Source organism: Sphingomonas suaedae, from assembly GCF_007833215.1.
Taxonomy (GTDB): domain Bacteria; phylum Pseudomonadota; class Alphaproteobacteria; order Sphingomonadales; family Sphingomonadaceae; genus Sphingomonas; species Sphingomonas suaedae.
Map to the genome: position 1 here is coordinate 1239442 of NZ_CP042239.1, position 14060 is coordinate 1253501.

At 67.4% G+C, this 14060-nt stretch carries 11 protein-coding genes; 6 read left to right on the top strand and 5 right to left on the bottom strand.

All coding sequences use genetic code 11. The features are described 5' to 3' along the window. Position 1 precedes the first annotated feature (1 nt). Positions 2-646, top strand: a complete 645-nt coding sequence (locus FPZ54_RS05980; protein ID WP_145845711.1) for a hypothetical protein — start codon at positions 2-4, stop codon at positions 644-646. Positions 647-649: 3 nt separating this feature from the next. Here FPZ54_RS05980 and FPZ54_RS05985 read toward each other — a convergent pair whose 3' ends face one another. After that, positions 650-1060 carry an acyl-CoA thioesterase gene (locus tag FPZ54_RS05985; RefSeq protein ID WP_145845712.1) on the bottom strand — a complete coding sequence of 137 codons (411 nt, stop codon included), beginning with the start codon at positions 1058-1060 and terminating at the stop codon, positions 650-652. A 133-nt stretch (positions 1061-1193) separates the two neighbouring features. Here FPZ54_RS05985 and FPZ54_RS05990 point away from each other — a divergent pair, with 133 nt between their 5' ends. The 3 genes from FPZ54_RS05990 (at position 1194) to leuA (ending at position 4928) form a co-directional block, all read left to right on the top strand. Then, the gene (locus FPZ54_RS05990; protein ID WP_145845714.1) at positions 1194-2321 is read left to right on the top strand and encodes a zinc-binding dehydrogenase; all 1128 of its coding nucleotides are present in this window, start codon (positions 1194-1196) and stop codon (positions 2319-2321) included. Between the two features lie 100 nt (positions 2322-2421). Beyond that, on the top strand, positions 2422-3054 hold the full coding sequence (locus FPZ54_RS05995) for a YceI family protein (protein WP_145845715.1): 633 nt from the start codon (positions 2422-2424) through the stop codon (positions 3052-3054). 209 nt (positions 3055-3263) lie between these two features. Next, positions 3264-4928 (top strand): 2-isopropylmalate synthase, encoded by a 1665-nt coding sequence (gene leuA / locus FPZ54_RS06000; protein ID WP_145845717.1) that lies wholly within the window; start codon positions 3264-3266, stop codon positions 4926-4928. Positions 4929-5114: 186 nt separating this feature from the next. Here the strand turns inward: leuA and FPZ54_RS06005 are convergent, their stop codons facing one another. Further along, complete coding sequence (locus tag FPZ54_RS06005; protein ID WP_145845718.1) at positions 5115-5474, bottom strand: hypothetical protein; 360 nt, start codon at positions 5472-5474, stop codon at positions 5115-5117. Between the two features lie 168 nt (positions 5475-5642). Here FPZ54_RS06005 and argJ point away from each other — a divergent pair, with 168 nt between their 5' ends. Both argJ and FPZ54_RS06015 read left to right on the top strand, forming a co-directional pair. After that, positions 5643-6866: a bifunctional glutamate N-acetyltransferase/amino-acid acetyltransferase ArgJ gene (argJ, locus tag FPZ54_RS06010; protein ID WP_145845720.1), complete on the top strand. Its 1224-nt coding sequence runs from the start codon at positions 5643-5645 to the stop codon at positions 6864-6866. Between the two features lie 2 nt (positions 6867-6868). Next, positions 6869-7174 carry a hypothetical protein gene (locus FPZ54_RS06015; RefSeq protein WP_145845721.1) on the top strand — a complete coding sequence of 102 codons (306 nt, stop codon included), beginning with the start codon at positions 6869-6871 and terminating at the stop codon, positions 7172-7174. A gap of 115 nt (positions 7175-7289) precedes the next feature. Here FPZ54_RS06015 and trxA read toward each other — a convergent pair whose 3' ends face one another. Genes trxA through addB form a run of 3 tightly spaced genes read right to left on the bottom strand, consistent with a single transcriptional unit; the run spans position 7290 to position 14001 of the window. Beyond that, positions 7290-7616, bottom strand: a complete 327-nt coding sequence (gene trxA, locus FPZ54_RS06020) for a thioredoxin (protein ID WP_145845723.1) — start codon at positions 7614-7616, stop codon at positions 7290-7292. A 51-nt stretch (positions 7617-7667) separates the two neighbouring features. Then, on the bottom strand, positions 7668-11078 hold the full coding sequence (gene addA, locus FPZ54_RS06025) for a double-strand break repair helicase AddA (RefSeq protein WP_145845725.1): 3411 nt from the start codon (positions 11076-11078) through the stop codon (positions 7668-7670). Beyond that, positions 11059-14001, bottom strand: coding sequence for a double-strand break repair protein AddB (addB, locus tag FPZ54_RS06030; RefSeq protein ID WP_145845727.1), 2943 nt, complete (start codon positions 13999-14001; stop codon positions 11059-11061). The genes addA and addB overlap by 20 nt, the downstream gene beginning before the upstream one ends. Positions 14002-14060 lie beyond the last annotated feature (59 nt).

Below are 14060 nucleotides of genomic sequence, written 5' to 3' on the forward strand. Positions count from 1 at the left end.
GATGACGGAAATCCCAACTCCGCCACACCGCGCCCGCGATCCCGGCAAGCGGCTGTTCCAGTATCTCGCCGAGTGGGGCGGGGTGAACTGGGTGAACTGCCCCAGTTGCGGCGGCCCCGCGCGTGATACCCACAGGCGGATCACCTGCATCCAATGCGGCTATGCGTTCGGCGCGAAAGAACAGCGCATTCGCAAGGGGCAACTCCTCATGCTTCAAAAAGGCAGCCCCGCCTGCGCGAAGTGCAAGGCGCCGATCCCCGGGCGCGGACGTGCGCTGCGCCCGGACGGCGACGACGCGACGCCAATGGCGCAGGTCAAATGCCCGACCTGCGGCCATCGTGGCGCCTATCGCGCCTATGCCGGTCGCTCGACCCTCTACTGGAGCCGCGGCCTGCCCTATCGTCGCGCGCCCTATCTGCGGCGCCCGATCGGCAACTACACGCTCTGGGTCTATAATCTGGACCATCTCGACGCGCTCGAATCCTGGCTCGGCGCCACGTTACGCGAACGCCCGGACAAGCGCGGACTGACGATGATGGCGCGCCTTCCGCGCTGGATGAAGGCCGCATCGGCCCGACCCAAGGTGCTTCAGGCGCTCGCCGAGATGCGCGAGGAAGCCGAGCGCGTCGGCATCACCCGGGATTAGCGTTCAGCCCTCGCGTTTGCCGAAGAAATGCTCGACGATATGTTCGGCGATCCGTGCCGGGCGTAGCGTCTGTGCATCGATGCAGCACCAGCTCGACTTGACCTCGGCCAGCACTTCGTCGCCGCGCCGAATGATCGTTTCGTAAAAGGCGCGGACGCCCTGCACCTTCTCAAGCAGCACCGTCGCGACGACCTCATCGTTCAGAAAGGCGGGCTTGCGATAGGTGATCTCATGCTTGAGCGCGACCCACAGATGGTTCGCGACTTCCTCGGCCGGCCCCAGCTTCTGCCAATGGCTCAAAACGGCTTCCTGCACCCATTTCAGATAGCTGGCGTTATTGACGTGACCCATGAAGTCGATGTCTGCGGGATCGACGGGAATTGGCACTTCGAACGGGGTGGCTGCGCGGGTCATGGACCTCACCTTAACGTAAAGCGGCTGCGAATGCGAGTGGCAATCGGTTCCGTGGACGATCGCGCACCGCCCCATTGATCCGCCTTTCGAATTCACGGTATGGCGTTCGCCAACGATATTTCAGGAGGATGCCATGACCCAGCCGATCCCCGCCCAGGCGCGCCAGATGTTCTCGACCGTTACCGAGGATGGCGGCCTCGAACTCACGCTGCGCGACGTCTCCGTTCCGGGGCCCGATGGCGACGAGGTGCTGATCCGGATCGAGGCGACACCGATCAACCCGTCGGACCTGGCGGTGATGCTCAGCGTCGCCGATTCCAACACCTTCACCCCCTTGGGCTATGGCGCGCGCGCCGAAATTCCTGAGGCGTTGCGCCGCCATGTCGCCCCGCGCGTCGGCAAGCCGCTCCCGTTGGGCAATGAGGGCGCCGGTACCGTCGTCGCGGCGGGCAGCGACCCCGCAGCGCAGACGCTGATCGGCCGCACCGTCGCGGTCGCGGGGGGCGGCTGCTACACCCAATATCGCATTGCCCGCGCACGCGATTGCCTCGTCCTGCCCGAAGATGTGACCGCCGAGGAAGCCGCCTCGTCCTTCGTCAACCCGATGACCGCGCTCGGCATGGTCGGCACGATGCGGCGTGAGGGCTATAAGGGGCTCGTCCACACCGCCGCAGCCTCGAACCTCGGCCAGATGCTGGTCAAGCTCACGCTCTCCGAGGGCGTTCCGCTGGTCAATATCGTCCGCAGCCAGGCCCAGGCGCTGCTGCTCCGCGATCTCGGCGCGACCCATGTCGTCGACAGCAGCGCATCCGATTTCATGGCCCAGCTTACCGACGCCATCGCAGAGACTCAGGCATTTCTCGCCTTCGACGCGATCGGCGGGGGCAAGCTGGCGGGCCAGATCCTGACCGCAATGGAGGCTGCCGCGGTCCGCACCAATCCGGCCAACGGCCCCTATGGCTCCACGACGATGAAGCAAGTCTATATCTATGGCGGCCTCAGCACCGCCCCGACCGAACTCAACCGCGGCTTCGGGATGATCTGGGGCGTCGGCGGCTGGCTGCTTACCCCTTATCTCGCCAAGGCGGGAATGGAGGAGGTGATGCGGATGCGCGCCAAAGTCGCTGCCGAAATCCGCACCACCTTTGCCAGCAGCTACAGCAACCGGATCAGTCTTGAAGACGCGGTCCAGCCCGCCACCATCTCCGCCTATAATCGTCGCGCGACCGGCGAGAAATATCTGATCCTTCCGCAACTTTGATCGCGTTTCGGGAAACCGTGCGTTCCCACATCGCCATTTGAACAAGTCGGGGGCGTCGCGCATTATCGTGGCGCCCCCGTAACGCATTTTGGAGACTTCCATGCGCCTCATCCTCGCCTCGCTGCTCGCCGCCACCGCCATTGCCACCCCGATCGTCGCGCAGCAGATGCCCGGCTCCAAAAACACCGCCGCGATCACCGGCGGCACCTATACCGCCGATGCCAACCACACGCTGGTGAAGTGGGAGGTCAATCATTTCGGCTTCTCGCCGCTCTGGGGCCTGTTCGGTCAGGTTACCGGTACACTCGTCCTCGATCCCAACAACCCCGCCGCGTCAAAGGTCGATGTAACGATCCCGGTGTCGAAGATGGCCACCGCAGTCCCCGGCTTCACCGCGCATCTGCTGCGCGACGGCAAGGACGGCGGCAAGCCCGACTTCTTCGGTTCCGCTCCCGCCGACGCCAAGTTCGTCTCCACCAGCGTGGTGATGGACGATGACGGCGACGAGGCGAAGGTGTCGGGTAACCTGACCCTGAACGGCATCACCAAGCCGGTAACGCTCGACGTCGATTTCTATGGCGCGGGCAAGGCTCCGCCCCAAATGGGCGGCAAGGAGAATGTCGGGTTTGAGGCCGGGGCGACGATCAAGCGCAGCGACTTCGGCCTGGGTTACGCCGTGCCGCTGGTCAGCGACGAGGTGAAGCTGGAAATTTCGGCGGCGTTCCAGAAATGAGTTCGGGCCCGGGCAGCTGCGTAGTTGCCCGGGCTTTACATTTGTTGCGCCTTCGCGCTAAGCGCCTCGCATAATGTTGCACAGGTACAGCCTTCTCCTGCTTCGACTTACCCGCCCTTAGGGCGTGGTTTCGCGTGGCCATGCGCCGCGCACCCGGCCTAAGGGCATTTAGAATCCCGAACGCCAGACTTTCCGAAGCGAGAAGATCCATGTTGCGCGACCCCAGCGTCAAATACCGCCCCTTTCCCCAGGTCGATCTGCCCGATCGCCAATGGCCGAGCCGCACGATCACCCGCGCGCCGCGCTGGCTCTCGACCGATCTGCGCGACGGCAATCAGGCGCTGATCGACCCGATGGATGCGGAGAAGAAGACTCGCTTCTTCGACCTCATCTGCCGCGTCGGGATCAAGGAGATCGAGGTCGGCTTTCCGAGCGCAGGCGCCACGGAGTTCGACTTCATCTCGGGCCTCGTCCGCGACGGCCGCATCCCTGACGATGTGACGGTTCAGGTGCTCACCCAAGCCCGCCGCGACCTCATTGAAACCAGCTTCGAAAGCCTGCGCGGCGCGAAACAGGCGATCGTCCATGTCTATAATGCGGTCAGCCCGGCATGGCGGCGCATCGTGTTCGGCATGGAGCGCGATCAGGTCAAGGCCATCGCCACCGACGCCGCGCGGATGCTGCGCGACGGTGCGGCGGCCCAGCCCGACACCGACTGGCAGTTCGAATATTCGCCCGAGACCTTCTCCACCGCCGAACTCGATTTCTCGATCGAGGTCTGTGCAGCGGTGATGGACGTACTCCAACCCACGCCCGAACGCCCGCTGATCCTCAACCTGCCCGCAACGGTCGAGGCGGCGACGCCCAACATCTATGCCGACCAGATCGAATATTTCTGCCGCCATATCCCCGATCGCGAGAACGTGGTGATCTCGCTGCACACGCATAACGATCGCGGCACCGGCGTCGCGGCGGCGGAGCTGGGGCTGATGGCGGGTGCCGACCGGGTCGAGGGCTGCCTGCTCGGCAATGGCGAGCGCACCGGCAATTGCGACCTCGTGACCGTGGCGATGAACATGTACACCCAGGGCGTCGATCCCGGCCTCGCCTTTGACGACATCGACGAGGTCGTGAAGACCGTCGAATATTGCACCAACATCCCGGTCCATCCGCGCACGCCCTATGCCGGCGACCTGGTGTTCACCGCCTTTTCGGGCAGCCATCAGGACGCGATCAAAAAGGGCTTCGCCGCGCAGGACGCGCGCAATGACGATCTGTGGGAGGTCCCCTATCTTCCGATCGACCCCGCCGATCTTGGCCGCAGTTACGAGGCGGTAATCCGCGTCAACTCGCAAAGCGGCAAGGGCGGCGTCGCCTGGGTTCTGGAGCAGGACAAGGGGCTGAAACTGCCCAAGCGCCTTCAGGCCGATTTCAGCCGCCACGTCCAGCGCATGGCCGACGAAACCAGCCGCGAACTCAACGCGCAGGATATCTGGGCGACCTTCCAGAGCGCCTATCGCCTGACCGAACCACAACGCTTCACCCTCGGCGCCTATGACGAGACCCGCGCCGCCAATGGCGAACGCATCTTCGCCGGGGTGGTCGAGGTGGACGGCGTCGGCAAATCGGTCAGCGGCCGCGGCAACGGCCTGATCTCCAGCGTCGTCGCCGCGCTTCGTGAGGGCTTCGGCGTCGAACTCGACATTGCCGACTATGCCGAACACGCGATCGGTCATGGGTCGGGCGCGCAGGCGGCTGCCTATGTCGAATGCCGCACCGCAGATGGCCGCACCGTCTGGGGCGTCGGCATTGACGAAGACGTCGCGACCGCCAGCGTCCGCGCGGTGCTGAGCGCTGCCGGGGCGGTGGGCTGAGTTTCTTTAAATTTCTCCCCCAGCTCGCTGGGGGAGGTGGCAGCGCGGAGCGCTGATGGAGGGGCCGCCCCGTAGAGGGCGGAATTTTGCCGGGATGCTTACGGCTGTCTCCGCAGCCGCCCCTCCACCACCGCCTGCGGCGGCGGTCCCCCTCCCCCAGCAAGCTGGGGGAGGAATTGGAACTCCCTACTCCATCGCCGCGCCGCGCAGGCGGCGGCAATTGCTGCCCGCACAGCCGGGCACGCTTTTATAGTCCTCCATGTCGAACCACAGCACCATCGGCTTGCGCGCCTGTTTGGCCGCAATGGCGAGCGCGATCAGGCTCTGCACCTTGGCCGGTCCTTCGTTGAGGTTGAGCGCGAAGTAATAGATCGCCTGTGTGTGGCCGATCCCGGGGATCGGCGCGCATTTGATATGCATCCGTCCGTCAATCACCGCGACGCTATCGACTGCGCAATTGCGCTGCGTATTCGCCTTCGCCTCCGGCACCGCGACAAACGCCGCGCCCGCAACCACCACTCCTCCGATCCAGCCCAGCTTGTTCATTTCCCGTCTCCCTCAACGCACGTCGAAGGACAGCCAAGCGCCTCGTTTCGCTTGCGTCAAGAAGAAATGGATTAACGATCTAGATCAACAATCTACAAATGAGACCCTGCTCCTCGCTCATGCGCGAATCGCTTTGATCCGCGCCGCACACGGGGCTAGGTCGCGCACATGACCCGCTCCCCCCTCGCCCCCGCCGCCTTCCCGTCGCTGCCCGCCATCCCCGGCGTCACGCTCCGCGTCGCCCGCGCGCATTACAAGCAATGGGACCGCTGCGACCTGACCTTCGTCACGATGGACGAGGGCACGGCGGTCGCGGGCGTCACCACCACGAGCAAATGCCCCTCGCCCGAAGTCGAATGGTGCCGCGACGCGCTCCCGCTCGGCCGCGCCCGCGCGCTGGTGGTCAATGCCGGCAATAGCAACGCCTTCACCGGCAATCGCGGTCGCGCAGCGGTTGAGGCGATCGCCGCGCGCGTCGCCGGGCATCTGGGCTGCCAGCCTTCGGACGTGTTCGTCTCGTCCACCGGCGTGATCGGCGTCCCGCTCCCGATCGACAAAGCCGAAGCCGGCCTCGACGCCGCCTTCACCGCCGAACCGTGCGGCTGGGAGGATGCCGCGAACACCATCGGCACCACCGACACCTTTGCCAAGGGCGCGTCGACCTCCGCTATCGTCGATGGCCGCAGGATCAACCTCGTCGGCATCATCAAGGGCAGCGGCATGATCGCCCCCGACATGGCAACGATGCTCGGCTATGTGTTCACCGATGCCGCAGTCGATTCCGCGTTCCTCCAGCGCGCGCTGCACGACGCGAACCGCAACAGCTTCTCCTGCATCACCGTCGACAGCGATACCTCGACCAGCGACACCGTCCTCGCCTTCGCCACCGGCGCGGCGGGCAACGCACCGATCAGCGATGAAGACAACGACGGCGCCGACGCCTTCCGCGCCGCGCTCGCCGATCTGTGCCTCCAGCTCGCTCACCTCGTCGTCCGCGACGGAGAAGGCGCGTCGAAATTCATCCGTATCGATGTCGGTGGAGCAGAAAGTGACGCCAGCGCCCACCGCATCGCGCTCAGCATTGCCAATTCACCGCTGGTGAAGACCGCCATCGCGGGCGAGGACGCGAACTGGGGTCGCATCGTCATGGCGGTGGGGAAAGCCGGAGAACCCGCCGACCGCGACAAGCTCGCGATCACCTTCGGCGGCGTGCAGGTCGCGTCAGCCGGCCTCGCGGTCGAAGGCTATGACGAAGCCCCGGTCGCGGCGCATCTGAAAGGCCAGGACATCGAAATCGGCGTCGATCTGGGCCTCGGCGAAGGCCGCGCCACCGTGTGGACCTGCGACCTGACCCACGGCTATATCTCGATCAACGCCGACTATCGGAGCTAATCATGGCATGGTCGATCGAACTTCAGCTGTTAAACGATCGCCTGACCCACACGCTGATCGCTCGGTGCCGCGAAGAGGTTGGCAACAGCAGAACCGTCGATGCGCAGGGCGACCCGTGCCGACAGCTCGGAATCTGCGACGAGGATCTGGACGATGTTCAAATCGATGCCCTGAGGCAGTTTGGCCTACGACCGCCTTACCCCGGGGAGCCGCTGATTGTTCCGTGGCACGGCCCGGAAAAGGATATGACGATCGCTGATTTGGCGGCGTGGCTGGCGGTGAACAGCCGCCCTATCGACCTGCCCTAAGCGTCATCCCGGCCTTGTGCCGGGATCCACCGTGCGGCGAGCGCGGAGCAAGAGGCTCACGCGGCGCGCGCGCGGCGAAGTGGACCCCGGCACAAGGCCGGGGTGATGAGGGAAATTAGACGACGCTCTCGATCCACGCCTTCAGCTTGGACTTCGTGTTGATGTCCTGAATCCCCACCTGCTGCGCGACCTTCTCGCCGTCCTTGTAGACGAACAAAGTCGGGATGCCGCGAATGCCCAGGCTGCCCGGCGTATCGGGATTTTCCTCGATATTGAGCTTGGTGATCGTGACCTTGTCGGCCAGCTCCTCGGCCAGTTCCTCCAGGCTCGGGCCGATGATCTTGCAAGGGCCGCACCATTCCGCCCAGAAATCGACCAGCACGGGCTTGTCGGACTGCAGCACGTCGGTTGCAAAGCTTTCGTCGGTAACGGCCTTGGCCATCTCAATATCTCCTGTCTGTTGCAGACTACGTAAGGGCGCGGCCCGCGCGTCTCAAGCGCTCAATGGCAAGCTTTGCTCCCCCGACGCGAAGCCCGGCTTGTGCGACGCGACCAGATCGCTGGGCAGTTCGAACAGCACCGGCCCTGCGGTATAGAGCAGCCCCGCGACCACCTCGCGCCCCGGAAAGATCACCTCCAGCGCCGCGACATAGGCCGCCATCTGCTTCACATGATAGGGCGGGACATCGGCCAGAGACCCCGGCGCGCGCCGCCCGGTCTTGAAGTCCACCACCAGCACGCGATCGTCGGTCACAAGCAGCCGGTCGGCAGTCCCCGAAACGACATGCCCGCCGCCAACCACCGCCGCGACCGGCGCCTCCGCCAGAGCCTCCGGCCCGAACAGCGCGGCAAATCGCGGCGCGGCAAGCACCCCCAGCGCCGCCCGCGCCAGCTCTACCCGCTCGCCCACATCCTCCACGCCCTCCGCGCCCGCCAGCCAGCCCTCCGCCACCTCGCCGCGCCGCTCGACAGCCACCACCGGCAGCCGCTCGAGCAACGCATGGATCAACCGCCCGCGCTCTGCCGCCGCCCGCAACGCCGCCGCAGGAGGCGGATCGGCCACCAGATCCTCGCCCAGCGACGACGGCGCCAGCGGCCGCGGCGGTCGCGCCTCGACCGGAGCCGCACGCCGCGCCCAATCGGGCACATCGCCCGCAGCCGCACCTGCCTCCGCGACAACGGCCTTGCGCGGCACGGCGCGGGTTGGCGCCAGCCCGGTAAAGCTCCGCTCCCCCTCGCCCGCGTCCACGCCCAGTGCGTCCAGCCCGGCAGCAGCCGCCGTGTACCAGCTCAACTCCGGCGGCACCCCCTTCGCCTTGGGCCCGAGCGCGCCCGCGATGACCAGCCGCTCCTCCGCCCGCGTCGCTGCGACGTAGAACAGCCGCCAATGCTCCTCCAGCTCGCGCGCTTCCGCCGCACTCACCGCCGCATCGACCGGCCCGCCGCGCTCTACCTTGCTGGGACGAAAGACGGGGATCTTCTCCGGGAAGTCATCCGGCTGCCACGCGACGAAATCCCCGCGATTGCCCGCCACCGGGTCCACCGTCGCATCGGCCAGGATCACCAACGGCGCCTGCAACCCCTTCGCGCCATGCGCGGTCATCACCCGCACTGCCGCCTGCGGCTGCGCGGCATCGCGGACGATCTCGACATCGCCGCGATCGAACCAGTCGAGGAAGCGTTGCAACGTCGGCGTCGCCACCCCCTCGAACCCCAGGGCTGCGGTCAGCAACTCCTCGATCGGATCGAGCGCCTCCGCCCCCAATCGCCGCAGCAATTTCCGTCGCCCGTCCATCGGCCCGGTCAGGATTGCTTCCAGAAACCGGTGCGGCGTCATGAAATCGGCCCGCGCCAGCAGCCCGAACAGCGGCTCCAGCCGCTCCGGTGTCTGCGTCGCGCGCAAATGCCGCCACAGGCTCCCGCGCTCGCGGATCGCCGCGACCATCAGCTCGTCCTGGCTCCACCCGATCAGCGGCGATACCAGCAGCGCCGCCAGCGACAGATCATCGTCCGGCTGCAACGCAAACCGCACCGCCGCCAGCAGATCCTGAACCGCCAGCGGCGCATTCAGCCGCAGCCGGTCGACCCCCGCCACCGGCACCCCTTCGGCATAAAGCCGCGCGACGATCAGCCCCGCCAGCTCGCCGCGCCGCCGCACCAGGATCATCACATCCTCGGGCCGCAGCGTGCGCCCCTTGCTCTCCAGCTCCAGCGTGCCGATCCACTCCCGGATCTGCCGCGCAATCCGGTTGGCCAGCTCGCGCGTCGCGTCGTCGATCCAGCCCTCTTCGTCCTCCGGGTCGCCGCCTGTCACCACCGGCGGCCACAGGGTCACCGTCCCCGGCCCCTCGACCCGGCTGGCATGCGGCTCGGGCTCGGCAAATTCACCCATGCCCGGCGGCGGCAGCGCATCGATCGCCGCATCGACAAACTCCAGCACCGGCGCGGTCGAGCGGAAGCTGTGCACCAGGGACAGCGTATCCAGCGCCCCCGCCGCGCGCGTGTCGAAATGCTGCTGCGCCGCGCGGAAATTGACCGGATCGGTGCCCTGAAAGCCAAAGATCGCCTGCTTGTAATCCCCGACCGCAAAGATCGTGCGAACCTCCTCGCCATGCGCACCCTCGCCGGCAAAGAATTCGTCCGCCAGCGCGCGCACGATTCGCCACTGCGCCACATTGGTGTCCTGCGCCTCGTCGATCAGGACATGGCTGGTCGCCTGATCCAGCTTGTAGCGGATCCAGTCGCCCATTCCCGGCTGTTCGAGCAGCGCGACCGCCTTGCCGATCAGATCATCGAAATCGACCGCCCCCGCGCGCCGCTTCGCCGCCGTATAGGTCGCGGCATATTCCCGCCCGGCCGCAAGCCCCTGCGCCAGGCAATCGACATAGCCCGCGCGCGCTACCATCCCCTGCACCGCAACGCAGGCTTCGCCGAGTGCGATCAGCAGCGCCTCATAATCCGGGTCGATCGTGGTCAGCTTCGGTTTGACTACCTTCGGCGTCCCGGCCTTGGTCAGCGCCAGCGACTGCAGCTCGCCCAGCATCGCCACCCGCGCCGCCGGGTCCGCCGCGATCCACGCCCGCGCCACCCCGGCATCACGCGTGCCGGTCGCAGTCCCCCAAGCGTCATTCGCATCCGCAATCCGCGCCAGCCCGTCCACATCGAACGCATCGTCGCTGCACCACTCCGCCGCCGCCTCAGCGACATCGCCCGACGGCAGCCCGAACGCCCGCCGCAACCATGGCTGGGTCCCGCTCGGCAGCGCCGCCATCGCCTCGGGCGCGCGGGCACAGGCGCTCAGAAACGCCTCGGCCTTACCCTCGCCCAGCCGCAGGCTCAGCGCCCCGACCGCGTCGATCACCCATGCGCGCCCCTCGCGCTCGGCGGTGACCAGCATCTCCGCCAGCGCCTCGCGCGCCAGCGCCGCTTCCTCGCGTGCCTCCAGCGGCCGGAACCCCGGCGTCAGCCCCGCCTCGACCGGAAACGCCGACAACAAAGTCTGGCAAAAGCTATGGATCGTCTGGATGCGTAAGCCACCCCCCGGCGCATCCAGCACCTTGGCAAACAACGTCCGCGCGAGCGCAATCTGCGCCTCATCCGCCGGCTCGCCCAGCGCTTCCAGATCGGCAAACAGCTCGGTCCGCTTCGCCCGTACCCAATAGGCCAGCCGCCCGCTCACCCGCGCCGCCATCTCCGCCGCACCCGCCTTGGTAAAGGTCAGGCACAGGATCGCCCCAGGATCGACCCCGCGCAGCAACAGGCGAAACACGCGGGCGGCCAGCACCTGCGTCTTCCCCGTCCCCGCACTGGCCGACAGCCACACGCTCGCCTCGGGCTGCGACGCCGCCCCCTGGCTCCCGGCCAGTGGGGGAAGTGCGGAGATATTAGCGCCGCTCACGGCCATACCATTCGTCCCGGCGCATCAGCTGGTCATAGTCGGAATAGGGCGCATATTCCGGGTGCAGCTTCGCGGTGAACGCCTCGCCCCCGGTCAGATAGCGCCCCGCCGTATCGGCGAAGTTCTCGGCTGCCGTCGGCACGAATTCCTCCGGCTTCATCCGCCCATATTTCTCCGCCGGATCGACCGGCGTCGCGACATAGCCGAACTCGCCATTGCGCCGCGCCAGCGACCAATATTCGAAACAGCTCGCCCGCCCCGAAATGCCGGCAAAGCCGCCGCGCTCGGCGATCAGGCCCAGCAGCCCCAGCTGCAAACTATACCCCGCGCGCACCGCCTTCGTGCTCGGCGGCTGGCCGGTCTTGTAATCGACGATCCCGATCGTCCCGTCACCCATCGCATCGATCCGGTCGAACTTGCCGGTCAGCCGCACGCCGGCAATGTCGACGCCGCCCTCCTGCTCCACCGCCAGGATGCGCCGCGCCGGATGCGCCGCGGTCTCGCGCACGATCCAGCGCACCGCCTCGATCAACCTTGGCTGCCACAAAGCGCGCATCATCGGGTGCGCCGCGCGCAGCATCTCCAGCACACGCGGCTCCAGCGCCTCGGGGTCACACCCATCGTGCCGCGCCCATTGCTCCAGCGCGTCATGCACCGCCGTTCCGCGCCACGCCGCGCTCGGATCGGCGTCGACCGGATCGAGCGGGCGCAGCCGCAACATGCGCTTGGCGTAAAAGGCATAGGGGTCGGCCTTCAGCCGGTCGACATCGGTGACGGGTATCGATCGCGGCCGGATCGCCACCGGCGGACACGGCTCGGGCCGCGTCACTGGTTCATGCACCCCCGGCACATCGATGGCGCGCGCCCAGGCTTCGAGTTCGGTCGCCCGCTCCAGCCCACCCGACAGCGCCTCCAGCCGCAACCAGAAGCGCGAGGCAATCGTCGGCGCCCCCGCATCGCGCTTCGCCCGTGTCAGCAGCACCTCGCGCGCGCCCAGCCCCTGCGCCAGGTCATGCGCCGCAAGGCCAATCCGCCGCTCCAGCCCCGGCAAACCCAGCTCGCTACGGATGCGCGGCGCCAGCCACGGATCGGGCGCAGGCAGCCCCGGCCACACCCCTTCGTTCAGCCCGCCCAGCACCAACAGGTCGGCGGCATGCAACCGCGCCTCGATCACACCGAGAATGGCAAGCCGCGGATGCCCGCCCTGTGGCGGTCGCACCGCCACCTCGTCCATCAACGTGCGCAGCAAGGCAGGCAGGCTCGCCGGCGCGATCAGCGCTGGACCATGCACCGCCTCCCGCTCCAGATCGTCGAGCAACGCCGCCGCCGCGCGGCCATCGACGCCCGCCCAGATCCGCTCGCCGCACAGCCGCTCCGCGCCTTCGCGCAATTGCGCCAGCAATGTCGCGGGTGGCACCATCTCCGCCGCAAACGCCGCCTCGATCGGCTCCAGCTGCGCCGCAATCTCCGCCCATGCATCGATCGCCCGCGCGCGAACCCGCGCGTCATAGCCCTCGGGATCGGCCAGATGCGCTGTCACCCCCGCCAAGCCCGCAGGCGGCCTCGGCCCCCGCAATGCCAGATCGAGGATGCGAACCTGTTCCAGCCAGCCAATCCGCGCCTCGCCCGCACGCACCAGCGGATGCTTGAGCAGCGCCAGCAACGCCATCGGCGCAAAGCTCTGCGCCGCCGCCTCGGCCAGCGCCAGCAACAGCGTCCCCGGCGGCATAATCGCTAGCGCCGACCCGGCGGAATCGTCGATCGCGATGCCCCAGCGCGCGCAATGCGCCGCCACCCGCTTGGCCAGCGCGCGATCCGGCGTCACCAAAGCCGCCGTCCGTCCCGGCTCCTCCAGCGCCTGTCGCAACGCCAGCGCAATCCCCTGCGCCTCCTCCGCCGGGGTCGCGACTTCCAGCGCGCGTACCCCCGCCAGCCGTCGCTCGCCCGCGGGCAAATCGCTCCACAGGGTCGTACGCTCGGCCGGCATCATCGCGCTCGCAATCGCCTTGCTCCGCGCGGGCGGCGCATCCAGCTCTGTCGCGACGCGCCACGTCTCGAACTCGCCGCGCTGCACGCCCATCCGGTCGATCAACAGCTTCAGATGGAATTGCGGGTGCGTTTCCAGACTGCGCCGCCGCCGTCCGCTCACCGGGTCCGCCGGGAACGGCCCCAGCATCGCCCATTCCTCATCCGCCATTGCCAGATCGACGCCGGGCAGCACCACCTGCCCCTGCGGCAACCCCGCCACGACGCGCAGCAGCCGCGCAATCGCGGGCGCGCTCGTGGTAATCCCCGCCGCACAGACAAACCGCTCAGGCGGCTCCGCCCGCCACCGCCCCGCAACCCGGTCGAGCAAGCGATTCCGCCGCTCGGCCAGACCGATCCGGCCCAATTTCTCAAGCTCTTGCGGCCATTTCTCCAGAACGATCTCGAACAGGTCCAGCGCACGCTGCCAATGCACGGTCAAATGATCGAGCAGCACCACATCGCGCAGCGCGCTCGGCGCAATCTCCTCGACCAGCATCTGGTCGAGCGTCCGCCCCAGATCCCCCGCCAGCCGCACCGCCTCCGCCGCATCGACGCTGGGGTCATGCGCTTCGATCAACCGCGCCAGGATCATTCGCCGCTGCAACGGATCGACCGCGGGCGGGATCGGCGCGTCATCGTCTGCGGGATCGAGAAACGGCCCCGCCGCCTCGTCCAGTTCAGGATCGCCGATCGCCACCATGCGCGGCAGCAACAACCCGCCCCCGCTCGCCCGCACGAACGCATCGGTGATCGTCCGCTTGGCGCGATTGGTCGGCACCAGCACCACCCCCCGCGCCAGCCGCAACGGATCGCCCCCATGCCGCCGGATCAACCCCTGCGCGAGCGCATCGGCGAACGCACGATGCGGCGGGATGGTGTAGAGGTTTAGGCGGGTGGTCATGGGTAGGCCTAGCGTAGGAAAGGCAGGCGCCCACCGCCACTTAAATTCCGCCTGCCCAA